At 66.0% G+C, this 24,017-nt stretch carries 24 protein-coding genes and 1 pseudogene; 9 read left to right on the top strand and 16 right to left on the bottom strand.

The window, feature by feature from the left end; translation table 11 throughout:
- Window positions 1–8: 8 nt before the first annotated feature.
- On the bottom strand, window positions 9–506 hold the full coding sequence (locus ACQY5G_RS09180; RefSeq protein ID WP_428104047.1) for a tripartite tricarboxylate transporter TctB family protein: 498 nt from the start codon (window positions 504–506) through the stop codon (window positions 9–11).
- Complete coding sequence (locus tag ACQY5G_RS09175; protein ID WP_428104045.1) at window positions 499–1,509, bottom strand: Bug family tripartite tricarboxylate transporter substrate binding protein; 1,011 nt, start codon at window positions 1,507–1,509, stop codon at window positions 499–501. Before ACQY5G_RS09175 ends, ACQY5G_RS09180 begins: the two co-directional genes overlap by 8 nt.
- 87 nt (window positions 1,510–1,596) lie before the next feature.
- Here ACQY5G_RS09175 and ACQY5G_RS09170 point away from each other — a divergent pair, with 87 nt between their 5' ends.
- The 5 genes from ACQY5G_RS09170 (at window position 1,597) to ACQY5G_RS09150 (ending at window position 4,309) form a co-directional block, all read left to right on the top strand.
- Entirely contained in the window at window positions 1,597–1,872 is a 276-nt protein-coding gene (locus tag ACQY5G_RS09170) for a type II toxin-antitoxin system Phd/YefM family antitoxin (protein ID WP_428104043.1), read from the top strand.
- 79 nt (window positions 1,873–1,951) lie between these two features.
- Window positions 1,952–2,233 (top strand): type II toxin-antitoxin system Phd/YefM family antitoxin, encoded by a 282-nt coding sequence (locus ACQY5G_RS09165; protein WP_428104040.1) that lies wholly within the window; start codon window positions 1,952–1,954, stop codon window positions 2,231–2,233.
- Entirely contained in the window at window positions 2,230–2,613 is a 384-nt protein-coding gene (locus ACQY5G_RS09160) for a PIN domain-containing protein (protein WP_428104039.1), read from the top strand. The genes ACQY5G_RS09165 and ACQY5G_RS09160 overlap by 4 nt, the downstream gene beginning before the upstream one ends.
- Window positions 2,614–2,693: 80 nt before the next feature.
- On the top strand, window positions 2,694–3,575 hold the full coding sequence (locus tag ACQY5G_RS09155) for an MBL fold metallo-hydrolase (RefSeq protein ID WP_428104037.1): 882 nt from the start codon (window positions 2,694–2,696) through the stop codon (window positions 3,573–3,575).
- Window positions 3,572–4,309, top strand: a complete 738-nt coding sequence (locus ACQY5G_RS09150; RefSeq protein ID WP_428104035.1) for an MBL fold metallo-hydrolase — start codon at window positions 3,572–3,574, stop codon at window positions 4,307–4,309. The genes ACQY5G_RS09155 and ACQY5G_RS09150 overlap by 4 nt, the downstream gene beginning before the upstream one ends.
- Window positions 4,310–4,313: 4 nt before the next feature.
- Here the strand turns inward: ACQY5G_RS09150 and ACQY5G_RS09145 are convergent, their stop codons facing one another.
- Genes ACQY5G_RS09145 through ACQY5G_RS09135 form a run of 3 tightly spaced genes read right to left on the bottom strand, consistent with a single transcriptional unit; the run spans window position 4,314 to window position 6,473 of the window.
- Entirely contained in the window at window positions 4,314–4,958 is a 645-nt protein-coding gene (locus ACQY5G_RS09145; RefSeq protein ID WP_428104033.1) for a DsbA family protein, read from the bottom strand.
- Window positions 4,955–6,214, bottom strand: coding sequence for a hypothetical protein (locus tag ACQY5G_RS09140; RefSeq protein WP_428104031.1), 1,260 nt, complete (start codon window positions 6,212–6,214; stop codon window positions 4,955–4,957). Before ACQY5G_RS09140 ends, ACQY5G_RS09145 begins: the two co-directional genes overlap by 4 nt.
- Window positions 6,215–6,224: 10 nt before the next feature.
- Complete coding sequence (locus ACQY5G_RS09135; RefSeq protein WP_428104028.1) at window positions 6,225–6,473, bottom strand: hypothetical protein; 249 nt, start codon at window positions 6,471–6,473, stop codon at window positions 6,225–6,227.
- Window positions 6,474–6,750: 277 nt separating this feature from the next.
- On the opposite strand from ACQY5G_RS09135, the gene ACQY5G_RS09130 reads away from it, so the two are divergent.
- Entirely contained in the window at window positions 6,751–7,626 is an 876-nt protein-coding gene (locus ACQY5G_RS09130) for an NmrA family NAD(P)-binding protein (protein ID WP_428104026.1), read from the top strand.
- 20 nt (window positions 7,627–7,646) lie between these two features.
- On the opposite strand, the gene ACQY5G_RS09125 is transcribed toward ACQY5G_RS09130, so the two are convergent.
- Complete coding sequence (locus ACQY5G_RS09125) at window positions 7,647–8,597, bottom strand: hypothetical protein (protein WP_428104024.1); 951 nt, start codon at window positions 8,595–8,597, stop codon at window positions 7,647–7,649.
- Between the two features lie 370 nt (window positions 8,598–8,967).
- On the opposite strand from ACQY5G_RS09125, the gene ACQY5G_RS09120 reads away from it, so the two are divergent.
- Both ACQY5G_RS09120 and ACQY5G_RS09115 read left to right on the top strand, forming a co-directional pair.
- Complete coding sequence (locus tag ACQY5G_RS09120; RefSeq protein WP_428104022.1) at window positions 8,968–9,528, top strand: NfeD family protein; 561 nt, start codon at window positions 8,968–8,970, stop codon at window positions 9,526–9,528.
- A gap of 10 nt (window positions 9,529–9,538) precedes the next feature.
- On the top strand, window positions 9,539–10,864 hold the full coding sequence (locus tag ACQY5G_RS09115) for a flotillin family protein (protein ID WP_428104019.1): 1,326 nt from the start codon (window positions 9,539–9,541) through the stop codon (window positions 10,862–10,864).
- Between the two features lie 84 nt (window positions 10,865–10,948).
- Here ACQY5G_RS09115 and ACQY5G_RS09110 read toward each other — a convergent pair whose 3' ends face one another.
- From ACQY5G_RS09110 to ACQY5G_RS09080, 7 genes are all read right to left on the bottom strand, one after another.
- Window positions 10,949–11,977, bottom strand: a complete 1,029-nt coding sequence (locus ACQY5G_RS09110; RefSeq protein ID WP_428104018.1) for a 6-bladed beta-propeller — start codon at window positions 11,975–11,977, stop codon at window positions 10,949–10,951.
- A 116-nt stretch (window positions 11,978–12,093) separates the two neighbouring features.
- Window positions 12,094–13,170 carry a hypothetical protein gene (locus ACQY5G_RS09105; protein WP_428104016.1) on the bottom strand — a complete coding sequence of 359 codons (1,077 nt, stop codon included), beginning with the start codon at window positions 13,168–13,170 and terminating at the stop codon, window positions 12,094–12,096.
- A 966-nt stretch (window positions 13,171–14,136) separates the two neighbouring features.
- Window positions 14,137–15,324, bottom strand: coding sequence for a carboxypeptidase-like regulatory domain-containing protein (locus ACQY5G_RS09100; protein ID WP_428104013.1), 1,188 nt, complete (start codon window positions 15,322–15,324; stop codon window positions 14,137–14,139).
- Window positions 15,321–16,562, bottom strand: coding sequence for a 6-bladed beta-propeller (locus tag ACQY5G_RS09095; RefSeq protein WP_428104011.1), 1,242 nt, complete (start codon window positions 16,560–16,562; stop codon window positions 15,321–15,323). The genes ACQY5G_RS09100 and ACQY5G_RS09095 overlap by 4 nt, the downstream gene beginning before the upstream one ends.
- A 95-nt stretch (window positions 16,563–16,657) precedes the next feature.
- Window positions 16,658–17,080 (bottom strand): hypothetical protein, encoded by a 423-nt coding sequence (locus ACQY5G_RS09090; protein WP_428104009.1) that lies wholly within the window; start codon window positions 17,078–17,080, stop codon window positions 16,658–16,660.
- A 14-nt stretch (window positions 17,081–17,094) separates the two neighbouring features.
- The gene (locus ACQY5G_RS09085) at window positions 17,095–18,087 is read right to left on the bottom strand and encodes a hypothetical protein (protein WP_428104006.1); all 993 of its coding nucleotides are present in this window, start codon (window positions 18,085–18,087) and stop codon (window positions 17,095–17,097) included.
- 366 nt (window positions 18,088–18,453) lie between these two features.
- Complete coding sequence (locus ACQY5G_RS09080; protein WP_428104004.1) at window positions 18,454–19,752, bottom strand: hypothetical protein; 1,299 nt, start codon at window positions 19,750–19,752, stop codon at window positions 18,454–18,456.
- Between the two features lie 649 nt (window positions 19,753–20,401).
- Between ACQY5G_RS09080 and ACQY5G_RS09075 the strand changes: the two are divergent.
- Window positions 20,402–21,564 (top strand): annotated as a pseudogene (locus ACQY5G_RS09075) (IS30 family transposase).
- 50 nt (window positions 21,565–21,614) lie between these two features.
- Here the strand turns inward: ACQY5G_RS09075 and ACQY5G_RS09070 are convergent.
- From ACQY5G_RS09070 to ACQY5G_RS09060, 3 genes are all read right to left on the bottom strand, one after another.
- On the bottom strand, window positions 21,615–22,559 hold the full coding sequence (locus ACQY5G_RS09070; protein WP_428104002.1) for a 6-bladed beta-propeller: 945 nt from the start codon (window positions 22,557–22,559) through the stop codon (window positions 21,615–21,617).
- Between the two features lie 122 nt (window positions 22,560–22,681).
- The gene (locus ACQY5G_RS09065) at window positions 22,682–23,800 is read right to left on the bottom strand and encodes a hypothetical protein (protein ID WP_428104000.1); all 1,119 of its coding nucleotides are present in this window, start codon (window positions 23,798–23,800) and stop codon (window positions 22,682–22,684) included.
- Between the two features lie 7 nt (window positions 23,801–23,807).
- Window positions 23,808–24,014, bottom strand: coding sequence for a hypothetical protein (locus tag ACQY5G_RS09060; RefSeq protein ID WP_428103997.1), 207 nt, complete (start codon window positions 24,012–24,014; stop codon window positions 23,808–23,810).
- Between the last annotated feature and the right edge of the window lie 3 nt (window positions 24,015–24,017).

Here is a 24,017-nt window from a genome sequence, read left to right as displayed (position 1 = left end):
GCGGCGGGTCAGAACCCGGACGGGAGCGGCACGCCGAGCACCACCATGAACACGAGATAGATGAAGGCGGCGAAGCCGAGCGGCACGGCGATGAGCGCGAGCCGCGAGCGCTCGCCCGTCAGCCACATCAGCCCGGCGACGAGGAGCGGAACCGACAAGACGGTCCCGAGCCGGGGCCAGGCGAGGAGGAAGACGGCGATCCACGCGGCTCCCAGCGCCAGGCGGAGGCCGCGGCGGGCTCCCGCGCCCGGGGCCGCGTTCCCGCGGGAACGTCCCGGGTCCGACTCCGGCGGCTGTCGCGCGGCCCGGACCGCGAGCCACGCCGCGCAGCCCATGAGCAGCACGGCGAGCAGCCGCGGGAAGAAGGCCGGGCCCGGCGCCCCCTCGGCCAGCGAGCCCGGGTAGGAGCGCGAGTCCAGCAGGACCCCCGCCGCCACGACGGCGAGCAGTCCGGCTTCCGCGAGCAGGCCCAACCGCGTCGTCCCGGCCGTGGAGGCACTACTCATCCAGGATTCCCAGCCGCCGCAGCATGTCCCGGCTCGTCGCCACCTCCTCGGCCATCCAGACGCCGAACGCGTCCGCGTCCGCCATCGTCGCGTACTCGAGCGCGGCCCGCTCCATGTATTCGCGGAACCCCGGGTCCTCGATCGCGGCCATCAGCCGCGCGCGCAGGTCCGCGCGCAGCGCCGGATCCAGCCCCGGCGGTCCCACGACCCCGCGCCAGTGGACCGGCGTCAGGTCGTATCCCTGCTCCGCGTAGCTCGGCGTGTCCGGGAGCGCCTCGACGGGAAGCGCCACTCCCAGCACCCGCATCGTCCCCGCCCGCAGGTGCTCGCGCACGATGTTGTAGTTCGTGTGCGCGGCGTCCGTGTGTCCCCCGAGCGCCGCCACCACCGCGTCGGCCGACCCCTCGTACGCGATCCAGCGCACATCCGGGTCTCCCGCCGCGGCCCTCAGCCGGGCGAAGCCGAGGAAGTGGGCCGACGCCGCCCCGAACCCCGACACCGAGACCTCGCCGGGCCGGGCGTGCGCCGCCGCGAACAGGTCGCCGAGCGTGTGGAAGGGACTGTCGTCCCGCACCGCGATCAGAAAGGGGTCGATCTGGATGCGGAGGATGGGGGTGAAATCCCCGGGAGAGAACGGAATCCGCCCCGTCGCCATGTTCACGGTGCCGCTCGCCGTGAAGACGCCGAGCACGTGCGGGTCGCCCTCCCGTCCCTGCAGGTACTGCATGCCCGCGGCCCCCGCCCCGCCCTGCCGGGTCATGACGGTGACGCGCCGGCCATCGAAGTGCGGCGGCGCGGCCTCGGCCAGGGCCCGCGAGAGGAGGTCGGTCGGTCCGCCCGGCGTCGCCCAGGAGACGATCTCGATGGCCCGGCTCGGAAACGCCGCCCCCTCCCCGGATGGCGAACACCCCGCGGCCGCGAAGGTCGCCGCGCCCGCGAAGGTCGCCGCGGCCCACGCAAGTTGACGTCCGGATGATGGAGTGGACCATCCTCTGACATTCATGGAGGGAATGTGACCCCTTCGTCGAGAACAGGCCACGGGAGGCCGGAGCGAATTGATAAGACTGGTCTGACTAGTTATGATGGTCCGATGCGACTGCTCTACTCGACCTCCGAAGTGAAGGCCCGGTTCTCGGAAGTGCTGCGCCACGTCCGGGAGGGAAAAACCGTGACCATATCCCATCGGGGAGACCCCGTGGCCGAGATCCGACCCCTGTCCGAACGGGCTACGCGTCTCGAGAAACGACTTGCGGACCTGGAGCGGCGAGGGATCCTCACGCCCCGTCCGAAGGACCCGAAGCCCATCGAGCCCGGTACGCCGGTGCCGGGCGCCCTGAAGCGCTTCCTGGCCGCCCGCGGAGAATGAGCGTCGGCCATCGAAGTGCGGCGGCGCGGCCCACGCGAGTTGACGTCCCGATGATGGAGCGGACCATCCTCTGACAGTCGTGGGGGGGAAATTGCTCTACTCGACCTACGAAGCGAAGGCCCGTTTCTCGGAAGTGCTGCGCCACGTCCGGGAGGGGAAGACCGTGACCATATCCTATCGGGGAGACCCCGTGGCCGAGATCCGACCGTTATCGAAGAAACCCACCACGCTCGAGGCGCGGGTCGCGGAACTGGAACGCCAGGGGGCGATCGTCCCGCCCGCAGGTCCGCTCGAGCCGTTCACGCCCGGGCCACCGCTGCCGGGCACGCTCGCCGAATTCCTGGCCGAACGCGGCGATTGAGTTCCGCGTACGTCGACACCTCGGTGGTGGTAGCCATCGCCTTCGGGGAACCCGAGGCCCGGACGATCGGCCAGCGCCTGGGCGGCTTCGACCGCCTGTATGCGTCCAACCTCCTGGAAGCGGAGTTGCTCTCGGTATGCCGACGTAAGCGCCGTGCGGTTCCCGAGCATCTCGTCTCGCGATTCCACTGGGTCTTTCCCATCCGGAGACTCACGCCCGAACTCCGCGCAGTGCTCGGAGCCGGTTATGTGCGTGGAGCCGACCTCTGGCACCTCGCGTGCGCCCTGTATGTCGCGCCGAATCCAGCGGAACTCTCGTTCCTCACGCGGGATCATCGGCAGGCCGACGTTGCGGCGGAGCTGCGGTTTCAACTCGACTAGGAACCCGTGGCAAGTCCCGGCTGCGTTCGAGTGGCGGGCGGGCTGGTGGCGGCGGGCCGGGGGCGCGTAGACTGCCGCGCATGAACGAACCCGGAAGCGACACCGAGACGACGCCGGCCGCGGCTCCGATGCCGACGGCGCGGACGGGCGGGGGCTGGCGGCGCGACGTGTGGCCGGGGATCCACTGGATCCAGGAGTTGGGCGGGCACCGCGCCGGGATCGCTCGCGCGGTGCTGGAGAGCGGCGCGGACTGGTACACGCCCGGGAACGAACTTTATGTGCCGCAGAACGCATACCTGCTGACGGGCGAGCGAACGCTGCTCTGGGATACGCTCTCTCCGGCCTCGGGCCACATCCTTCTCCCGGCGCTCGAGGAACTGCTCGGGGAGCGGCCGCTCGACTACCTGGCCCTCTCGCACCCCGACGTGCCGCATGCCGGCAACACGATGCAGGTGCTTCGGCGCTATCCGGAGTGCCAACTCGTGGCCCCGGCCGCCGGCGAGACGCACGCGCTCTACCACCTGGACGACGCGATGAAGGTGGGGCCCGAGGACGAGATCGATCTCGGCGGGCTCCGGGTCCGCTTCCCGGAGGCGACCTTCCTCGACGCCGCGATTCACACGTGGATGAGCGAGGAGACGACCCGCACGCTCTTCACCGTCGACTGGATGGGCTTCCCGCACCAGAGCGGCGAGAGCCTGCGGCGGACGGACGAGATCGACACGGTCGTGGACGTGGGCCGCCTCGAGGAGTTCCACGGCCGGGTCATGTTCTGGTTCCAGTACGTCCACCCCCACAAGGTCACGGCGGCGACGGATGCTCTGGCCGTGCAGTTCGCCGGATACGGGCTCGCACCGGCGCACGGACTTCCGATCCCCGGGGAGGACGCGGCGCCCTACTACGAGCGCATGAACGAGGTCGTGCGGCGCGTGGCGGCGGGCGGGCGCGGGGGCGTCCTGTGAGCGTCATCGATCTGGGCGGCGGGGTCTCCTGGGTCCACGAGTCCTTCCCGGAGACGAACGGCCACATCCACGTCTCCGTCTACCTCGTCGAAGCGCCGGAGGGGGCGATCCTCATGGACTCCGGCTCCTTCCACCACCGGCAGCGCCTCGCGGACCGGATCCACGACGCCACCGCCGGGCGCGGTATCGGCGCCATCATTCTGTCCCACTCCGACTATCCCCACTCGGGCAACATCCCCGCCTTCCGCCGGGACTGGGGCGACTTCGAGATCATCGCCTCCTGCGGCGACCCCGACCTCCAGGGTCTCCCGTACGCCCGCCGCACGAAGATCGGCGACGTGATCGAGGTGCTGGGCCGGCGTTTCGTCGTCCTCGATCCCCCGCTGGCCGACCGAAATCACACGACCTGGGTCTACGACGAAGCCTCGCGCACCCTGTTCGTCGCGGATGGTTTCGGCGCGCTCCACGCCCCGGGCGCCTGCGACGTCGACTGGGGACGGCTCCCGGAGGAAGGACGCGCGGAGGGCGTGCATGAATTCCATGCGCAGACGCTGCCGTGGCTGCGCTACGCGGATCCGAACCGGGTCATGGGCGCCCTGCACGCGATGCTGGACCGCCATCCGCCAGCCTGGATCGCGCCGATCCACGGCCCGCCGATCGCCGAGGCGGACGTCCCCCGCTACATGGCCGACCTCGAAGCCGCACTCACCCGCATCGCGGCTTCCTACGCTTAGGTTCTCAGCGGTTGATCAGCTTCTTGAAGCCGGTCTGCGACGCGACTCCGATGATTCGGGCGTGTTCCGAGACCAAGGTCGGGGTCGCGGTGATCCGCCAGCGGTCGGCGAGCGCGGCGTCGCGAGCCAGGCGGCGGGTCGTCGCCGCGGAGTCCAGGCATCGGGTGAAGGACGTTCCCGCGGGAACGTCCGCCGCCTCCGCGATGGATTCCCAGTCCACCTCCCCCGCCTTCCAGTCTTCGTTCGTCATCAGGTAGTCGTGCATGCGCGGGAACGCGCCCTCGGTCTCCGCGCAGATTGCCGCGCGCGCGGCAGCGGCGGAACGGTCCGAGAGGGGCACGTGAACCAGCACGACCCTCGCCTCGCCCGACGCCGCCCACCCGTTCACGGTCTCGTGCGAGAGCCGGCAGAAGGGGCAGAGGTAGTCGCTGAACTCGAAGATCGCGGGCGCGGCATCGCCGCTGCCGAGCACGCTTCCCCGACCCGCGGCGGCCTGCCGCCATTCCTCGCGATAGAGCGCGAGCACCTGCCGCTCGGACTTCCACTCCCGGAGGCGGCCGCCGACCACGCCCGATGGGCGGAAGGCGATCACCGCCAGGAGGACGAAGCACACCGCGAGACCGACGTCCTGGGTTCCGGGCCGCTTCATGTTCCCGGCGACCTCGCGCCCGCGGGAAGCGGAACGATCAGGACGTGTTCGACATCGAACCCATCGCGGACCACCCCGGCCGCCTCCGTTTCGTCGGCCCACAGCAGATCGAAGCCTCCGGGGAACTCGACGTCCCGGCCGGGGCTTCCCGGCCCGGCGTACACGCTCCAGGTCGAGACCTCTCCTTCGCCGCGCAGGGCGTCCATTCGTGACCGGTAGTCCGTCACCCAGACGCGCCCGTCGTCGCCCGCAACCACGCCTCCCAGAGGCGGGAAGGAGTCGGGAAACGCCCACACGTCGAGCGTGGCCGCGATGCGGGCCTGCAGTTGGGCCGGCAGGCGACGGTTCATCTCGGCGCGGATGGGAGCGAGCGCCGTCTCCCGGTCCTCCGCGGTCAGGGGAACCGGTGGGACGGAGAACTCGATCGGAGCCAGCGGTATGCCGCCGCCCGTCACCCGCTCCGCGCGCGGACGCTCCGTGGACCCGAAGAGAAGGACCGAATCGCCGGGCAGCACGAACGGCTGGGGCGAGAACGGGATGCGGCCCGAGATGTACGCGTCCCCGGGATAGCTGAAGACCCGGACCCCCGTGGTCTCGGCGACGGGGTCGAAGCCCGTTCCCTCGGCCGACGTCAGGAAGATGACGACCTGCAGGGGATGGGATTCGCCGATCTCGTCGACGCTTCGGTCGGGCCTCGCAACCGCCCACACCAGCCGGCCGTCATCCATGGCGCCCTGCAGTCGCGGGGATTGCAGGGTGTCCCCCGGAGGGATCACCATCCGGACGCGTCGCACATCCCCGCCGGTGTACGGCCAGACGGACGCGCCGCCCCGCTCGTCGTCGTATACGACAACGGAATCGCCCCGGTATCCGAAGAGCGCCGTCAGTTCCCCCAGTTCACGCGGACCGCCCCCCGCGCCGCCCCGGGTGCCGCGCCACTCCCCATCGAGCGTGAACGTGCGCAGCGTGGCATCGCCCCGGTTCGCCACGACCAGCACACCGGCCCGCCGGTCCACCACGACGCCGGCGATGTCGTGGAAATCCGTCTCCCCATCCCCGGACACGCTTCCGAGTCTCAGGACGGGCGGCCCCGCGCGAAGGTGCGCGGGGTCCGCTCCGAAGTCCGCTCCCGGCTCCGCCGAGCCGACCGTGGGGGCAGGGTTCTCGCCGTCCAGACATGCCGCGGCCAGCATCGCCGCCGCGAGTGTCATCCAGTGCCGGGGCCGGGAGCCGGCCCCCGTGGTATCGAGCTTCATGTGATCTCCGTCAGAAGGGATAGGGATCCGAGGAAGGACCCCAGGTGGGGAAGGTGCATCCCCGCACGCACTCGTTGAGTTCGTAGTTGCAGCCCCACTCGCCGTCCAGAACGCACCCCGCCCATCCCCGGAAACACTCACCGAAGCAGTCGTCGCCGCCTCGCGCGGACGCGGCCCGGCCGGGTTGCGCCAGGATGGCCGTGGCCAGCACGAGGTTGAAGCCAAGGAGCAGCCAGCGTCCCGCTTTCGTCGTCTTCATCGTCCCCTCCCTTTCACGGGTCGTCGGAAGGCCGGGTCGCGGCCGCCGCCGTGCCTGGCGCGCTCGTCGCCACCCTCCGGGACGGACCCCCCGTCCCACGCCTCCCGAGATTTCGCCCTCCAGAGTCCGGGCGGCCATCAACGGAGTGTCATCGCGCTCTCGACACGCAGCGGGCGGGGCGGCGCGGGGCGGCACTCGCCTGCCCTCCGCGCGCCACGTATCGTCGGGATCCTGCAGGATCGAGGAAGTCGGAGCCAATGGAGAACGGGAGGCATGGATGGCGGACGTGCTTTGCGTCGGCGGGACGGGGACCGTCGGGAGCCGGGTCGTCGAGGGCCTCGTGGCCCGCGGAGCGTCGGTCCGGTGCCTGACGCGCTCGGCGGACCGGACCCGGACGTCGGCCGGGGCGTCGGACGAGGGCGTCGAATTCATGCAAGGCGACCTGGAGCGGCCCGACACGCTCGGCCCGGCGCTCGAAGGCGTGCCGCGCATGCACCTCCTCACGGCCCTCCACTGGCAGGAGGCGCGGCTCGGCATCGGGGCCGTCGATGCGGCCGCGGAGGCCGGCGTCGAGCGGATCGTCTTCCATTCCGCGCACCGCGCGCACGCCGCGCCCCACATCCCCCACTTCGCGAGCAAGATGGAGATCCTCGCCGCGCTCGAGGCCTCCGGCGTCCCGTGGGCGACGATCGAACCGAACCACTACTTCCAGAACGACCTGTGGCTCAGGCGGTCGCTCGAAGCCGGGGTCTATCCCGCACCGCTCGGGTGCGTGGGGCTGCACCGGGTCGACGTGCGGGACATCGCCGACGCCACCGTGAACGCGCTCCTCGACGACGGCCACGAGGGGATCCGGTATCCGGTGGTCGGACCGCAACTACTGACGGGCGAGGATGTCGTCCGCACGTGGAGCGAACACCTCGGCCGCGAGATCGAGTACGTCGGCGACGACCTCGACGCCTGGGAGGCGCGCGCGAGCCGAAGCCTGCCGGAATGGCTCGTGAGCGACCTCCGGATCATGTCCGAGCACTTCCTCGCGGAAGGACTCATCGCGACGGAGGAGGACTTCGCGACGATGAGCCACGTGCTGGGCCACGCGCCGCGCGTATTCGACGACTTCGTGGCCGAGACGGTCGCGACCTGGTCCGGCTGACCGACCGAGTCCGACTGAGTTCAGCCTTCCAGTCGATAGATCGCGTAACTTCCCCGCTGGACGCCAAACACCGTCGGCCAACCCGTCGCACGCATGCCGTGCGCAGGGTCGCTGAACATCGCGCTCTCGATCTCGAGGGTTTCGATATCCAGCAGCCAATACTGGAAGCCGGATGCCTGCAGGATGGGTGTGGCAGGGTTGATCGAGAAGGCAAGCCGTTCATCGGGAGAGGTGTGGGCGTTGCTGAAGTAGCTTTTGAGTGCGACGGCCACGGTCGCTCCGCTCGAGCGCGCGTTGGCACGCTCCTGCATGCGCGCCAGATAAGGCTCGTCCGTCGCGATCCACTCCCGTAGAAGGGGGATGCGGGCACGGAGGTCCACCGAGCGCGCAGGTTCTCCTTCCGCCCCGTACACTGTCAGCAGATCCATCTCCCTATTAATGACCACGACGGCGTCACCTACGACGCGGACGACGCAACCCATGCACATTCTGCGGGTCCGCTCGCAATCCTCTTCCGGCGTGCAGCGAACAGGCAACTCGCCGAACGCCCCAATTCCGCCCACAGGGTCACCGGCCATGGAATAGATATCCACCGCATGAGCACCCGTGCCCGGCGCCAACAGGATCGTCTCATCTCCTGCTAGGGCGATGCTGCGGTAAGTGGTGGAGACGGGAAACGGATCCAGGATTGAGCCGAGGCGCGGAAAAACCATCACCTTCCGGTTACCCCGGTCCAGAAACACGACGGAGGAGGACGAGAAGCTGTAGTCGACCCAGTCGCGGACCTCGTGAGGGCCCGCACCGCGGCCTCGCCCGTAAAGGTGGACAAGGTTGCCCAATGTGTCCACTTCGGCCAGCGTTCCAGCCATCCTGTCCATCGTGAACATCGTGCCGGATGAAGCGTCATACCGTATGTCCGCGACGACGTTGAGCCACTCTGATTCCGGAGTCGTGTCCGGCACGGCCAGCATGGCAGCCGGATGGAGAGTACGAACTGGTTGCACAGCAATCTGCGGCCCTTCGAACGCCACGGCGTTCGAAGGGGGCGCGGCTGGTGGGACGGCGGCTGGTTCTGGGGTTGGTTCTGACCGATCCTGTGGCTGACAACCCAACAGCAGCAGAGCGACAGGAATGACCCGGCGGAGTAGCGAAGCAGCATGGCCCACGGAGGCTAACACTTTCATCAGAAGTCGCCGTCGCACCGGAGCACCAGGCGCGGTCCCCCGGAAGAGACCGCGCCCGGCTGTCCCGATCAAGCAGGCAGCGTCGTCAGGGCGGTTTTCCCGCTTCCCCTCGCGCCGGTAGGTTTCGACGCGCCCGGTTCCGAAGGGAGAGCGACTCATGTTCACGATATACATCTTCTGTCTCCTGGTCGGCGGCGGCTTCCTCGCGCTGTCCGTGTTCGGCGACTTCCTGGACGGCATGGACATCGACGTGGATGTCGACGCGGAACTGGACGCGGGGGGAGCGGCCGATGTGGCGAAACTCCTCTCGCTGCGGACGATCGTCTACGCCCTGTTCGGGTTCGGCGCGACCGGGGCCATCCTGCACTGGTTCACGGGTCCGGCCGTCACGGCCGCCATCGCCGGCGTCACCGGACTCGCCTCCGGAGTGTTCATCGGCGCGGCGTTCCGTTACATCAGGCGCTCGGGCGCCGGCACCGCGCTCGGAGAGCGTTCGATGGCCGGACTGACCGGCGAAGTCACGATGGAAATAGCGCCGGACGGTGCGGGTACGGTGAAGGTGTCGCGCGGCGAGCGCCGCTACAGCGTGCGGGCCCGCCTGGATTCGACCTGCCCCGACGACCTGCCGCTCCGGGCCGGACAGTCGGTCGTCGTCGTGCGCATGACGGACGGCATCGCGGACGTCGCGCCGGTAGACATGAAACTTCTCGAAGAATAACGAGGTGGAAATGCAAGACCTTCTGAATGTCCTGGCCGCCCCCGTCGCGATGGCGGCCGTCTTCTTCGTCGTCGTACTCGTGGCGATCGTCACGATCAAGAACCTGATCGTGATCGTCCCCCCCAACCGCGCCGCCGTGATCACGGGCCGGAACCGCATGCTGACCGACGGCCAGTCCGTCGGCTACCGCTCCATCTCGGGCGGACGCACCCTCCGGATCCCGATCATCGAGACGGTCCAGCACATGAACCTCGAGACCATCCCCATCGAGGTCTTCGTCAACAACGCCTTCTCGAAGGGGAACATCCCGCTGAGCGTGGAGGCGATCGCGAACGTGAAGATCGCCTCGGAGCCCGAGTGGGTGTTCAACAACGCCGTGGAGCGCCTGCTCGGGAAGACGGAGGAGGAGGTGCGGGAACTCGCGCAGGACACGCTCACGGGGAACCTGCGCGGCGTGCTCGCCACGCTGACGCCGGAAGCCGTGAACGAGGACAGGCTCGGGTTCGCCAAGGCGCTGTCGGAGGACGCGGGAGAGGACCTGGCATCGCTCGGCTTCCACCTCGACGTGCTCAAGATCCAGAACGTGAGCGACGAGCGCGGCTATCTCGACGCGATCGGACGGGAGAAGTCGGCGGAGGCGATCCGGGCGGCGGAGATCGCCGAGGCGCAGGCGGAGGCCGACACGCGAGAGGCGCAGGCCGAGGCGAGGCGGCGCGCCGAGGTCCGGGAGGCCGCGGCCTCGATCAAGGTCGCCGAGGCCCAGAACGAACTGCGCGTGCGCAAGGCCGAACTGCACCGCGAGGGCGACACGGCCGAGAAGATCGCGCGCGTGAAGGCGCAGGAGGCCGAGGTCGAGGCGGAGAAGATCCTCGAGATGAAGCGCGTGGAGCGCGAGGAGCAGCGTCTGCGGGCGGACGTGATCGAGCCCGCCAAGGCCGACAAGATGGCCGCGTTCGCGCGGGCGGAGGCCGAGGCGGCCCCGATCCTCGAGCGCGGGAAGGCCCAGGTCGAGGTCCTGAAGCGGCTCTACGCCGAGGTCCAGACTGGAGGCGAGGCCGCGTTCGCCGTGTTCATGGCCGAGAAGCTACCCGAACTGCTCGAGATCGCCGTGGGCGCCGTGGAGGGCGTGGACATCGACCGCGTCGTCGTGATGGACGGAGGCCAGGGCGAGGGCGTCTCCAACGCGCTCAACCAGCGCGTACGCGGCGCCTACGGGACGATGGAGGGGCTCGCGTCGGTGCTGGGCCTCGACATCCAGGAGGTCCTGCAGCGGGCGGTGGGCTCGGGTAACGCGGACGGCGGCGAGGCGTCAGCCCCCGAGCTTCCCCCGGCGTAGCCAAGAAGAACAGAAGGGCCGCGGGCACGATCCGCTCTCGGCGCCCAAGATAGCCGAGGCCACAGAGCTGCGACTCCGTGCGGGTCAGCAGCTTCGGCGGGTCACGTCCATGTCGACCCGCAGCCGTGAGATGAATGGGATATCGAGGGCCCCGGACGCTACGACATGTATGCGTCCGCCGGAACCGACGCTGGTCAGAGACACGCGGTGCGGCACCGAGGCGAACCCTCGGTACGCACCGCAGTTGTCCAGCAGATCCCAGGTGCTGGATTCATCGGAGTCCGGTTCGCGTCTGAGCCAGAACCATCCCTCCGGCGAGACGTCCAGTTCCGCCCATACGGGCTCCCCTGCCACGTCTGCCGGCGTGATCGTGCGTAGCGTGTCACCCCTGAACGACAGCTGTCGCAGGTGTCGTCCGTTGATGTCGGCGACCCATAGCTCCCCGTCGGAGGAAACGGTCCCGATGACCCTCGACGGTTCCGCGCGCTTGACGGTCACCGTCAGCGACCCACCCCGATTATGGCTGGTCCGCGGTGCGTCCTCGACCTCTGCGACCGCCTCGATCAGAAGCGTACCGTCCGGTACGATCGCATACTCCGAGTCGACCGTAGCGCGCGCCATGTATCGGTACCTTGAATCCCGGTTGGGCGACGGCCCCCAGAGGTACTGGTAGAGGCGGCCCTGCGCATCGACTGCGACGACTGTACCAATGGGCTCTGCATTGGGGGGGAGGAAACTGGGCGGCCGCGTCGCGCGAGCGTACTCGGTTCCAAGCGAATCCAGCACCAGGCGGTGCAGACCGTCATCGATCCACAGCCGATCCCGGTGCGCATCCCATGTGACCCGGGTGGTCCCGATGTTCAGATAAGGCCTTTCCCCGGGTCCCCCGCCCTCAGCCCCGAGACGTCTCACGAAACGTCCGTCACGGTCGAATAGCCGCACCTCCTTCCATCCCACGTCCACGACGTAGATCCGGCCTTCGGGATCGACCGCGAGGTCATGGATGTCGGCGAACAGGTCGGGTCCGGACCCCTCGATCCGCCCCAGCCGCAACTCTTCCACCAGGCGCACCTCGGCGGTCTGCGCGGATACGGACCCCGCGCAGACCGCCAAAATGAGGCTCGTGGCAGCTACAAGAACCGCCACACCGCCGGACGGCCGCGGGGCCGTTGACAACTCCGTCGTGAGACCACTGGTCACGTCGACCGGGTGGAGAAGCAGCGCGTAGGCTAGCAGGGCCGGGCCTCAACGTTCGCCTCCAGTCGCAGGCGCAGGACGTATTCGACGCCCAGTGCATCGGATGCCACAACATGGATACGGCCGTCGGAGCCGACTTCGGTCATCGACACGTTGTGCGGCACCGATGCGGAGCCGCGGTGCGCACCGCAGTTGTCGAGCAGATCCCAGGTACTGCGTGCACTGGAGCCGGACTCGCGCCGTATCCAGAACCAGCCCTCCGGCGAGATGTCCAGCTCCATCCGTTTCGAGCCCACTGCGCCCGCCAACGACATCGTGCGTAGCGTATCTCCCCTAAACGACAGTTCCCAGAGGCGCGGCTCGTCGATCCCGGCGCCCCACAGCTCCCCGGCGGGCGAGACCGCCCAGACGACCTGCGGAGGCTCGTGGCTGTGGATGGTCATCGTCAGGGTACCTCCCCCGGTTTGCCGAGTCCGTGGCGGTCCCCTGATAATTCCTCGTGCCTCGATCCGCAGCATGCGATCCTGCACAAACTCGTACTCCGAGTCCGCCGTCCCGCGCGCCATGTAGACGTAGGCGGAATCGCTGCCTCCAAGTGAGCCTTGAAGAACTTCGTACAGACGACCCCGCGCATCGACTCGGAACACCTTCCCCAGGGGTTCCCTGTTGCCTGGGAGAAATCCTCGCTCCCGCGTGTCGCGCGCGTATTCCGCTCCCAGAGAATCCAGCACGAGAAGGTGTAGACCGTCATCGATCCACAGCCGGTCGCGGTGTGCGTCCCACGTAATTCGGGTCGACACCGCGGCAGGCCAGTATCGCCTCTCGCCCGGTCCGTCGCCCTCCGGCGCCAGATTCCGCACGAACCGTCCGCCACGGTCAAACAGTCGGACCTGCCTCCAGCCCACGTCGGCCACAAAGATCCGACCGTGGTCATCGACTGCGAGATCGTCGATATCGGCGAATACGTCCGGACCCGACCCCTCGAACCGCCCCAGCCGCAGCTCCTCGATCAGTCTCAGTTCGACGGCCTGCGCGGTGGCGGGCCCCGCGCAGAACGCCGAAACGAGAACCGTGAGGCTTAGACTACTACGGTGATTTCGCGAGTGCATGAGTAACGCGCCTCAACTTCCTCGGGACACGAGATGACATCCATGGAGCTTGCCACGTCGGCCTCGGCGCACGCCACCGTCGCAGCGACTTCCAGCGTTGTGGACGCGGGTGACGCTTCGCTTGGGGAAGCTCGACCGCCACGAGCGGTGCGGCAACCAGCAGCGCCAGCGATACGATCCCGGAACTGGAGTTTCGCGATGCGCCAGGGCGGAGAATCCGTGTCCAGCAACATGTACAGGTAGCGGCCCCCACCCAGGGTCCGCGAACGCTCCGGCAGCGGGACGTCCTCATACAGCCTCACGCCCGCCTGCCGATCGTAAATGTCCACCGTCGAGTGCCGATCTGGACGCCTATTTGGAGAACCTACAACCGGAACCGTCGACACCGCGGCTGCGGCATGGAGGGGCGGACCCCGTACCAGGTCTTCAAGAAGGGGATCCGGAAGCCCCGGAACCGGAACAAGTCAACCAGGAAGGAGGTGAAGACCGCAGCCTGAAGCGCTGACCTCGGCAAGGCCGGGTGTCAGGTGATTACCATATGTGGACGCCTTCGTTAGATCGGGGTCTGTTTCGGCCGCCTCATGACCGCCGCACGCCCCAGTCCCGCTCTCCTTCGAGGTGGGACATTTTCGATGCCCGGATGTGTGCAGTTTTTGACGTCCGTCAACACCTTCCACTCGTAGGCGCATGATGTACTCGATGCCGAGGTCATCCGACCACACCACATGTACGACACCGCCGCGACCGACGTGCGTCAACGAGACGGAGACGGGGAGTGAGACGGAGGAAGAGAGAGATGACGATGCAGGGCTGGCCGCGCTCGGCGTGGTTCGTGACCGGGACCTCCGTGTCCATCGCCCAAAGCCGTTCCCTATCTGCACCGAGACGAGGACGTTGACCAGTGCAAGGATTCGACGAGAGGGTCACCCTCCCCCGCGCCACCGCGCGATTTCACGCTCGCGTGTGCTAACCGGGAATTACGGCGAGAACCACACCACTGGTCGTAAGTGGCGAGGCAAGAGGCCAAACGATTTTGCTACGGCGCTCCGTGACGGCGCGACGATAGAGCGTGGGCGAATTAAGCGACCACTCACGAATCAGCCATTGGTCGCCGAGGACACGTTCAAAGTAGAGCACGCCGCCATACTCGGACTCGTCAAACTCGATCGCACGGAACCTCGTACCGGCACGGATCTCGTCCGACGTGCGTGATAGCACGTAGGCCCTCAGGACCGGCAGCAGGTGCAGACGCAAAAATGGACGCAACGAGGTGTATTGGAACTCCACCTTCTCGGGTCCGTTGGTGATAGGATCAATCCATAGGACGCCCTTCACGTCGACGGCCTGCCTCCCAGGTTTGGGTTCGAAACCTAGCCCAACGCTCGCCTGGTCTGCACTAGCGACCGGGCGGAGGCAGTGCGTCGACAGAAACTCCGGTGACGCCAGTGCTTCTCCAGTAGGGGCGTAGAAGGTGGTCAACGTGTCCTGAATGACGTCCGCGTACCCATGCGTTGCAAGGTGCGTAGGCGGTGCCGATAGCAAATTCAGAGATCCCGGTACGGCGACTGTTGTAGTGTCCTGCCGGAAGCGGCGTCCCCCCCCGCGTCTCCAGTAGTGGTATTTTCCGACGATGACCGGTCTTACCATGCGAACTAACAGGGTTCCCAAGTCTGCCGAGGGAGATGACGAGGCTAGGGCCGGCTGAACTGATTGATATAGCTCGAAGGCACGCTGCCGCTCCTCGGGAGTAGTCGGGCACGTGTTCCGCTCCGATACCGACATTTCAGGTAATGGGATCGGCTGCACTGGCACTTCCAGATGCAGTTCGCGAGACTCAGGCGCCGAAGCAACGTGGAGCGTGTCGGAAGTCCAAAACTGGTACCCGATCCGGGTGACTTGGAGGCGGTATATACCCTCGGCGGGCATCGGCAGGTTGAATGCGCCGCGTCCGTCCGAAAGAACCTCGCTGAGGACAACGTCGTCCGGGTCGATGAGTTTGATATGAGCACCCTGAACGGGCCTACCGCTCCCTTGCGTCAACAGTAGCCCGCGCAAGTACGCTTCTGCCTCTTGGGCCGCTAGTGGCGCCGCGATGAGTCCGACTCCGAAGCCGGCAACCACGGCGGCGCGCAGCGTAGCGTTCCAGACAGTCATCCGTTCAACCTCCGAAGTTCGAGCACCTGCACGATCGGCACACCGTAGTCGTCCTGCGCTTCGGCCCATACCCGATCCGCGTGGACGGCCAGTAGTCGGAGCCCCTTGGGTACTGACACTCGCGTCACTACGACTTCACGACCACCAGAAACGACAACCCAATCGCTATTGCGTCCGGCAACGTCCGAGATCTGAGACCACAGCCTGCCCTTCGAATCGACGAGCACGCCGTCGTCAACGATGCCGCGTCCCCGGTTTTGAACGGGAGGGTAGTAGTCGGGTGTGCCGAGGGCGTCCAGGACCGCGCTCGCGCCCGCAGCCTTACTTCGAAACACACCGAGTTCGACCATGCGTTCCACCACTCCGAGACCGTCTGCCCACGCCCGCACGTCTTGGCGCTGGACCGACCGCGGTGCATATGGAACACGAATCGTATCTGCTATGTTCTCCCGAATGTTGCTTTGTTCCACGGTGAAGAAGCCACGCCCGTCAACCGGCTTGGGCCGTCGAATGACGCGCAGGTATCTGCCCGAGGGATCGACCGCGAACATGTCACTGTGAGAAAACGGATCTCGTACGCGTAGCGTACCATCGCCGCTCGGTATCGGAATCGACAAGTATCTGCCCCGCAGATCGAGCGACGCCAGGGAAACACGTTGAGACTGAATGTGTCGCCCCATCAAAGGAACGGCAAGGACTTCAACCTGCACATCCCTCTCGATCCACTTGACCGAAATAGCACGGTGGTCAGCCAGGACTGCGAGCGGTCGAAGGGGCTCGTCACCAGCTGATGAATTCCATGTGGCGGGGCCGAAATCAGCAAGGCTCGCCCCAGTCACAGCGTCGTACAGATTGAGGCGAGGACGTCTCGCATCGACCACCCACAACGTGTCGTGCCCGAGCAATCCGAGACGCCACGGCGAAAGCAACTCACCGGGCCCTTCTCCCTTCGCGCCGATCTTCGTTCTGAATGCGCCGTCTGGATTGAAGGCCAGGATCGCATCGGTCCGCGAGTCAATTAGGAAGACCGAACCGTCCGGGCGGGGGACCAACTGCTCGACCCGCGTGAGAGGTATACTGTCGGGGACCGTGAGAGGGAACATATGAACGAGCGTGTCGCGCCCGTCCTGAGCTGTGAGTGCTCCTACGCCTGTGATGGTCAGTGCGACCGATAGTATCGTCGCCGTGCGACACCACACCGACCGCACGCGCATGCCAAGAATCGCGAAAGTAGTCAACTGCTCTTCCTCCTGTATTTCCTGATTTCTCGCTAGCGGTCGGAGTCCGCACCGGGCCGTCCAAGGCCTCCGACCGCCAGCAATTCCGGGCTAGGCTAGATGATGATCGACTCGGTTTTTCGCCGCATGTCCGCCGCCTCGACCGCGACGTAGGATCTCCCTACGATGCGGTTACCGCAGTCCCGAGTGTATTGGGTTGACGGACCATGCGATGAGAGTTCGGCAGCCGCCAGCTCCCGTGCTGCGAAAGCCTCTCCGCCGAGGACGGAACCATCTGGACCTACGTCGTTGAAGACGACGCGTGGATCGCACGTAAGGCCGCCCCAAGAAGCGCACCACGGTTCTCCGTCGTGCTCTCCCTCAACGCAGCGATCAGCGCCGAACCACCGGTCCGGCTCGCACTCGCCGGTGATACTGTTGCAACTCTCACAGTCCTGCGCTTCGGCGATGTTGGGCATCACCAGTCCGACGGCGACAGTGACTGCCAGCACTAGGAACCATTTCGAGATCCTGTTCATAGTTCACTCCTTGGTTATAGTTCATCCTTGGCCCGGTCCGACTGCCAACTCCAGCGATAAGTGAGGATCTCCAAGCGATCCGTCCGCCGTAGCGCGAGGAGTTCCTGTCGATGAGGTAGCGTGTGGAGGATGCCGAAGGGCACATCGAGTATCGTTCGACGCCTGAATGCGCCTAGGGAGTCGTAGATGATTAGGTGGCGCCGATCAGACTCAAGATCGGCCAAGACTTGTACGAAACCAGAGTCGAGCGCGAACACGCCCGTGCCCACCCACGTATCATACGTATAGAACAGTTCATTGCTCGTGGGAATCGCACCCACGACCGTCACACGGCCTGCGTCGTCAGTGGCTATCCAAGAAAATGGAAGCAACCGCGACGACAGGATGATCACGCGCGACGTGCCCGACAGGACGAGCGCGACGCTGTCGGACCAGCTAGCAGGGAGGTCCAGCGTTGTTGGCCTCACCGTGTGCCCGTCGGTCATCGAGAGGGTCACCCGGTTCATCGGCGGTTTGACCCGAGGTGTGGGCGGGATCTCGGTAACGAACGCCCAGAGGCCAGCAGCGTGTGTCAACGGTCGGGCTGGTTCCGGTACGTTCCAAGTCTCTGTCCGACATTGCCTGCCGACCGAGCGCACGAGCCGGGGCGCGATATCCTCTCCTGCACCTCCATCAATGACTTCGATAGCCACAGAGTCCGCCCGTGTTGTGTCGCGAACAAAAGCCGCACCCAGCGGAGTCCGAACGATCCCGGGGCATACAGCGCGTACTTCGGATTGATCGGTGGACGCGACCCACACGGTATCGTCGTTCCAGAACAGATGCTGGCCCCCGTCTGGAGACAGTGTGCCGCCGTTCACCTGGGCATCGGCCGTCATCGCGTATCGGCTCGCCTCGGTGAGGATCAAGCGGTCGGTCTGCGCCCCGAGATGCCCACCCAGCGCCAACCACGCCATGAAGCAGATTGCGCTCGAGTTTCGACATAGTGCTCCGCGGCGCTGGCTCATTCCGATCGCATCTGAAGGGAGCATGCCATGTTCACAATCATTTGGAGTTCGACATAGTCCATCCAGTTCGAGAAGGAAATCTCCGTCGTCATCCTTGCGGCTCCGGGAGCCGGAAGCGGCCGACCCATGGGGTGGGCTCCGGTGCGCTCGGGTAGGGCCACGTGTCGAACGTGTCGACGGCGATGGCCTCCGTGGCCCGGTCGAGGCGTAAAGGCTATGCTCCTTCGTCTCGGGCCGATTCTCAGTAAGCCGCGCTCGCGCCGGACACATGGATCGCCCCTTTGGGAGTCATGCCGCCGAGCCATTGAATCGTAGAGTTCTTCGAAGCAGCGACAAGTCCCCAAGTAGATGACACACAATCAGGTGTCATGGAATCAGGTGACGTCCATCGCCAGCGGTCGATACGCGCAGCAGTTTAACGTCGCTCTGGTCAGGTCCATCCGTTTTGGGTGCATCCGTTCGCCATCGGATGGACTTTGACGGGTGCGATGGTCGCCCGGAAGCGTTGGATTTGCCCCGAGCGATTGTATATCGGTACACTACGGGAGTACCGAACGCATCCTCCCGGACGCCCCAGGCGTTTTGCGCACCGATATGATGGAGAACCAGATCCTCGGGTGCCGGAATCTCCGCAACCGTCGCCCCGGTCTGGTCGAAGACGATCCACCTGAGACCATCGGCGTCCTGCTGCTGCACCCAAGTGGTTCCGTCTGCGGCGATCAACACTCCTCCCCCTGACCATCCGCGTCTATTCGTAGCGACCCCCGGCAGGTAATCCGGCGTGTACAGCTCACGCGCGATCGCGCGTCTCAGCGACCCGGCATTCACGCCAAACCTCTCCGCGAATCCCTCGCTCGTGCCGTCAAGGAACGAGTTGATCGACTCCCGCTCCAGGGGCGCCGCCTCGAAATCGACCGAGCGTGACGTAACCAACGTTCCGTCCGCGTCGAACCATTGCAGTTCATATCGCCCGAGTGCCTGATCGGTTCCACGGCCCCTCACGATCACAAAGCCATCCCCACGTGGCGACGCCGCCAGCAAATCTCTGGTCGACCAGGGCTGTTCCGCCGCCACGCCAACCCCGATCGGAAGCGTGAAACGCAGGCTCAGTGTCGAGACATCCAGCTTGAGGGCGGGTCCTGTGTCATTCTCCGCTTCGCCGTCCAGCGACGTCACCTGGACCTCTCTTCCCCGTCCGAGGGATTCGATACTCCGACTACTCGACGCCGACTCGAGAAACACCGCCTTCCCGTTGTCCAGGATCGCAATCGCCGCCGTCGACAGTCCCTCACGGGACAAAACAGCAGGAATAGGTCTTACATCCAGGACCTGTCCCGACAGGGTCAACCAGGTAACCCGTCGTCCAATTCTGTCCAGCGCCCACAAGACATCATCCTCCTGAATGCCGATCCATGGCGCCACTCGAAACTCTCCCGGTCCGCCTCCCTCCCCACCCACCGTGCCACGATATTCACCCGTGGACCCAAGAACGTGAATGGCCGCATCGTCTCTTCCAACCACAAACACCGCTCCGTCCGGACTCGACACCAGCGTCTGGACGTCGCCGATCGGCAATGACTCCGAACCCGTGAACCGGTATTCCTCCACCAGCTCCCACACTTGTACTTGAGCTGCCGCGAACCATGGCACTCCCTGAAGCAGCAACCCAAGCGCGCCCAAACCACAGTATCGCAGCACTCCACTTTGCACTGGCACTGGCATGACCCCTATATCACTTTCTCGATGCTACAGTGTAATATGATCCGACACAGCTCGCATTTCCAACGCTACGGCTTCCTTATATCGCCGCGCCACGATGACGTTTTGGCAACCGCGCGCATACAGCCGCCCATCCTGCCACTTGTCTCCGGTTTTGTCTGCCGCAAACGTAGCCACTCCCGAATCCACAGTTGGCAGTACGTATATCAGATCGTCTCTGCCTGCCCCCGCACTCCCCGGAAGCACCGTTCCATCCAATGCGGAGAGGGGATCCCCGGTGCAGTAACCCGATCCACCTCCGACACAGAAATCAAAATCGAATATCTCGATGTTCGCACACCAACGTAATCCCGCTCCGTCGATCACCGTACAGCCGACGTCCGGCTCGCAAGACGGACACCAGATCTGTGCCTCGGCGACATCTGCCGCTGCGGCAGTGCCAACGCATGCCACCAGCAGCATCAGCAGCGTTCTTCGCAGACAGTTACCCATCGGATCCCTCCGTGTTCTTTGGTTTCTCTGGAGTTGCCCCGGCGGTTTCAAGTGGTCAACGCAACATCTTGGCAGTGGCTGTCCAACTGCCGGGAGGTATGCGATGCGCCAACGAGGGAAGTACGGGAGGCTGAGCGAAGCGGACCGGATCGAGGTCGGGGACCGGATCCGGAGCGGGGCAGACGCACGCCGAGATCGCGGCGGCGGTCGGGTGTGCGACGAAATCGATCCAACGGCTATTGAACCGCACCGGCGGACTGCCGCCGCGGGCTCGACATCGTTCACCGCTGCACCTCACCGTCGCCGAGCGGGAGGAGATCTCGCGCGGCTTGAAGGCGGGAGACTCGTACCGGGCAATCGCCGGGCGTCTGGGCCGAGCGCCCTCGACGATCTCGCGCGAAGTAGCGGCCAACGGCTCCAGAGTGCGATACCGGGCGTGGAAGGCGGAAGAGCGGGCGGGCCGGGAAGGCTCGACGCCCGAAGGTGGCGAAGCTCGCCCGGTGCTCCCGGTTGCGACGAGAAGTGGAACGTCTGCTCGCCCAGCGCTGGTCTCCACAGCAGATTGCCCATCGCCTTCGGCTCGACCATCCCTCGGATCCCGACATGCGCGTGTCTCACGAGACGATCTACCAGTCGCTGTACGTGCAGACGCGCGGCGCGCTCAGAAAGGAACTCACGGCGTGCCTGCGCACGGGCCGGACGCGAAGACGGTCGCCAAGGCACAGGCCGGGAGAGGGGCGGCTGAAGGACATGGTCTCCATCTCCGAGCGGCCCGCCGAGGTCGCGGATCGGGCCGTACCGGGGCACTGGGAGGGGGATCTGGTCCTCGGCAAGCTGGGACGCTCCGCGATCGGAATCCTCGTCGAGCGGCGCAGCCGCTACGTGCTTCTCCTTCACCTGCCCGAGGGGCGGACTGCGCCACACGTACGGCGCGCCCTGGTCGAACAGATGATCACGCTGCCGGACCAGCTGAAGCGCTCGCTCACGTGGGACCAGGGCAAGGAGATGGCCGAGCACGTCCGCTTCAGCATCGAGAGCGGCGTATCGGTTTACTTCTGCGATCCGCGCAGCCCCTGGCAACGCGGGACCAGCGAGAACACCAACGGCCTGCTCCGTCAATACTTCCCCAAGGGTACCGATCTCTCCGCCCACTCACAGGACGACCTCAACGCCGTCGCCCGGCAGCTCAATGGCCGCCCTCGACAAACCCTCGGCTGGCTGAAACCATGTGAGGTCTTCGCCAAGACCGTTGCGTTGACCACTTGAGACCGCCGGGGTAACTCCCACTCGGAAACCGGCTTCTCGGGCGCACCGGACTAGTGGTTTACCTGGCACGTCCCGCGGTCTACACCACCTTCCATGCGTAGGCGCATGATGTACTCGATGTCGAGATCATCCGACCACACCACATGTACCACGCCGCCACGACCGACGTGCGTCAACGAGACGGAAACGGGGAGTGAAACGGAACCCCGGCGTTCTCCGCAGTTATCCAGCAGATTCCATGTAGTTTCGGCGTTGGCACCGGCGTGGCGAATCCACACCCAGCCCTCGGGCGAGACATCCAACTCGGCCGGTGCGATCTCCAGATCGAGCGTACGGAGCGTATCGCCCGTGAAAGCCATCTCGTGAAGCTGGCGTCTCTCGCTAACGGATATCCAGACCGTGCCGCGCGCTGTCGAGACGGTCCAGACGTGTTCATCGCGCTCGGGTCGTTTATCGGAAACGGCAATGCTGGCGCGGGCGAAGCCGATCACCCTCTCGGTCGTTCGAGTCTCACCAATCGCGAGAACCCGAGAATCAATTGTAAGCGTATCGCTGAGCACCACGCCGTACTCCGCCGTCGGGACGCCACGGGCGACGTATGAGACAGTGGTGTCCCCGATGGGTAGGCGCTGGTATTCATAGATGTGGCCCTGCGTATCGACCTGCACGATCTTGCCAACCGGGATATCCGGGTTGGTGTAGAAATTAGTGGTGCGCATGTCTCGCCTGTGCTCCACCCCGAGCGAGTCCATCACCTGCCGCTGATAGCCGTCATCAATCCAGAGCCACCCACGGTTCGGGTCCCACGTCACGCTGGTGAGACCGGCGTACGACATGCGGCGGTGACGACGTTCGCCGGGGCCTTCGCCCTCGGGCGCAATCTCACGGACGAGTTGTCCATCGCGGTCGAACACACGCACGTTTTGCATGCCCGGATCAACCACGTAGATCCGGCCATCGCCGTCAACGGTGAGGTCGTGGATATCGCTGAACATGTCGGACTCCAACCCCTCGACACGACCCAACCGGAGTTCCTCGACCAAGCGGAGATTGCCAGCCTGGGCGGCGGTAACCGACGCCGCCCAGACCAGCGAACCAAACGCTAGTGATGCGGAACTCAATATACGCACGAAGCCTCCACTCGAACGAGATAGTACCCACCCCCGAGGTAGAAGCATGTGACCATGTCGAAATGCCCGAGTTCCCCGCCATGTTCTTCGCACTGGGCTGCGATCGCAGCTGCAATCGCATTCGCTAGGGCCGTGCAGTTCGAAACCCTCGCTCCGTCAGCATCGGTGAAGATCGTGCAGACCACCGTCGCACCGCCGGACTCGAACGTGGCCGCTCGTGTCGGGGTTTCGGTTTCCGGCACCGACACCGCAGATAGCGGCGTGGCGATTATCAACGCGTAGCGTCGGGTGGCGGCGAGGTCCGTGAAGCCGTAGCGGGTCTCGGGGCTCACGGCCATGACCGCCCGTCCGTTGCGAGACCGGCCCTGGGCCCACGCGGGCCGGAAGGGTTCGGGCACCGCCGCCCGGGCGATCGGAACGCCGTCATGGTCGAAGATCTCAAGCAGGCCGCCCAGGAGCGTCGCGGCGGCCAGCCGTTCCCCCTCGGGATCGGCCACTACCCAGCTCTCGTACGCTTGCGGGAGCGTCGTTCCCGGCACGTCCACGACGTCGGGCGGGAAGCCCAGGATGGTGCGGTCGTAGCTCCGGTCCGCGTGGTAGCGACCGATGCGACCGTCCGTGATCCAACCACCGGCGAACCACGTCCCGTCGGAGGTGCGCACGAGCGCTCCGGCGTTCGGACCGTTCAGCGGAACGGTTTCGGGGCTCACTTCGGCCCCCGTTTCTATCTCCGGCAGGGACAACCGTGTCAGGCGCTGATGGATGCCATCGAGGATCCAGACCTCGTCGGGCGATTCCCCGGCCCCGGTCACGATCTGCTCGGGGTCCTTGAACTCGCCCGGCCCGTCGCCCTCGAGGCCGTAGGAACCGAGACGCCCCGGCCTCTCGAGATCGACGACGTGAACCGCCGGCTCCAGCAGCGCATCCAGCGCCACCACGCGATCCCCGGCCAACGCGATCTCGACGATCCAACCCAGCGAATCGTCCGCGAAGACGGCGTCCGGCGTGAGCTCGGAGAGGCTGCCTGTGTCGACCGTGGCCGGTTCCGCCTGACGACAGGCAGCGATCGACAGGGTCGCCAGAACCCCGACGGCCGTTGGCCTCATCGCGCCCCTACCAGCCCGGCGCAACGCACCGCGGCTTCCGGTTTTTTTCCTGCATGTCCGGACAGATGCAGTCCACCTTGGAGATGCTGCCACACCCCGCTTCCGCGCACGAGGCGGTGGATAACCCAAGACCAACAGGGGCGTTCGGGTCGGCGGTAACCGGGATGGCCGCCATGATCACCGCGAACGCCACCGTGGCCAAGAAGCGTTTCATGCT

The organism is Candidatus Palauibacter sp. (assembly GCF_965261555.1).
Taxonomy (GTDB): domain Bacteria; phylum Gemmatimonadota; class Gemmatimonadetes; order Palauibacterales; family Palauibacteraceae; genus Palauibacter.
Note: the sequence above shows the minus strand (reverse complement) of the source record. Positions and strands in the feature narration are given on the sequence as shown.

Bases quoted from the DNA above. Each gene is read 5' to 3' on its own strand.
- ACQY5G_RS09090 (WP_428104009.1), bottom strand. From the start codon at position 17,080: ATGAACAGGATCTCGAAATGGTTCCTAGTGCTGGCAGTCACTGTCGCC.
- ACQY5G_RS09085 (WP_428104006.1), bottom strand. From the start codon at position 18,087: ATGAGCCAGCGCCGCGGAGCACTATGTCGAAACTCGAGCGCAATCTGC.
- ACQY5G_RS09065 (WP_428104000.1), bottom strand. From the start codon at position 23,800: ATGAGGCCAACGGCCGTCGGGGTTCTGGCGACCCTGTCGATCGCTGCC.
- ACQY5G_RS09130 (WP_428104026.1), top strand. From the start codon at position 6,751: ATGGCGGACGTGCTTTGCGTCGGCGGGACGGGGACCGTCGGGAGCCGG.
- ACQY5G_RS09120 (WP_428104022.1), top strand. From the start codon at position 8,968: ATGTTCACGATATACATCTTCTGTCTCCTGGTCGGCGGCGGCTTCCTC.
- ACQY5G_RS09125 (WP_428104024.1), bottom strand. From the start codon at position 8,597: ATGCTGGCCGTGCCGGACACGACTCCGGAATCAGAGTGGCTCAACGTC.
- ACQY5G_RS09155 (WP_428104037.1), top strand. From the start codon at position 2,694: ATGAACGAACCCGGAAGCGACACCGAGACGACGCCGGCCGCGGCTCCG.
- ACQY5G_RS09170 (WP_428104043.1), top strand. From the start codon at position 1,597: ATGCGACTGCTCTACTCGACCTCCGAAGTGAAGGCCCGGTTCTCGGAA.
- ACQY5G_RS09145 (WP_428104033.1), bottom strand. From the start codon at position 4,958: ATGAAGCGGCCCGGAACCCAGGACGTCGGTCTCGCGGTGTGCTTCGTC.
- ACQY5G_RS09105 (WP_428104016.1), bottom strand. From the start codon at position 13,170: ATGCACTCGCGAAATCACCGTAGTAGTCTAAGCCTCACGGTTCTCGTT.
- ACQY5G_RS09175 (WP_428104045.1), bottom strand. From the start codon at position 1,509: ATGAATGTCAGAGGATGGTCCACTCCATCATCCGGACGTCAACTTGCG.
- ACQY5G_RS09135 (WP_428104028.1), bottom strand. From the start codon at position 6,473: ATGAAGACGACGAAAGCGGGACGCTGGCTGCTCCTTGGCTTCAACCTC.
- ACQY5G_RS09070 (WP_428104002.1), bottom strand. From the start codon at position 22,559: ATGTTCAGCGATATCCACGACCTCACCGTTGACGGCGATGGCCGGATC.
- ACQY5G_RS09180 (WP_428104047.1), bottom strand. From the start codon at position 506: ATGAGTAGTGCCTCCACGGCCGGGACGACGCGGTTGGGCCTGCTCGCG.
- ACQY5G_RS09060 (WP_428103997.1), bottom strand. From the start codon at position 24,014: ATGAAACGCTTCTTGGCCACGGTGGCGTTCGCGGTGATCATGGCGGCC.
- ACQY5G_RS09115 (WP_428104019.1), top strand. From the start codon at position 9,539: ATGCAAGACCTTCTGAATGTCCTGGCCGCCCCCGTCGCGATGGCGGCC.
- ACQY5G_RS09140 (WP_428104031.1), bottom strand. From the start codon at position 6,214: ATGAAGCTCGATACCACGGGGGCCGGCTCCCGGCCCCGGCACTGGATG.
- ACQY5G_RS09100 (WP_428104013.1), bottom strand. From the start codon at position 15,324: ATGACTGTCTGGAACGCTACGCTGCGCGCCGCCGTGGTTGCCGGCTTC.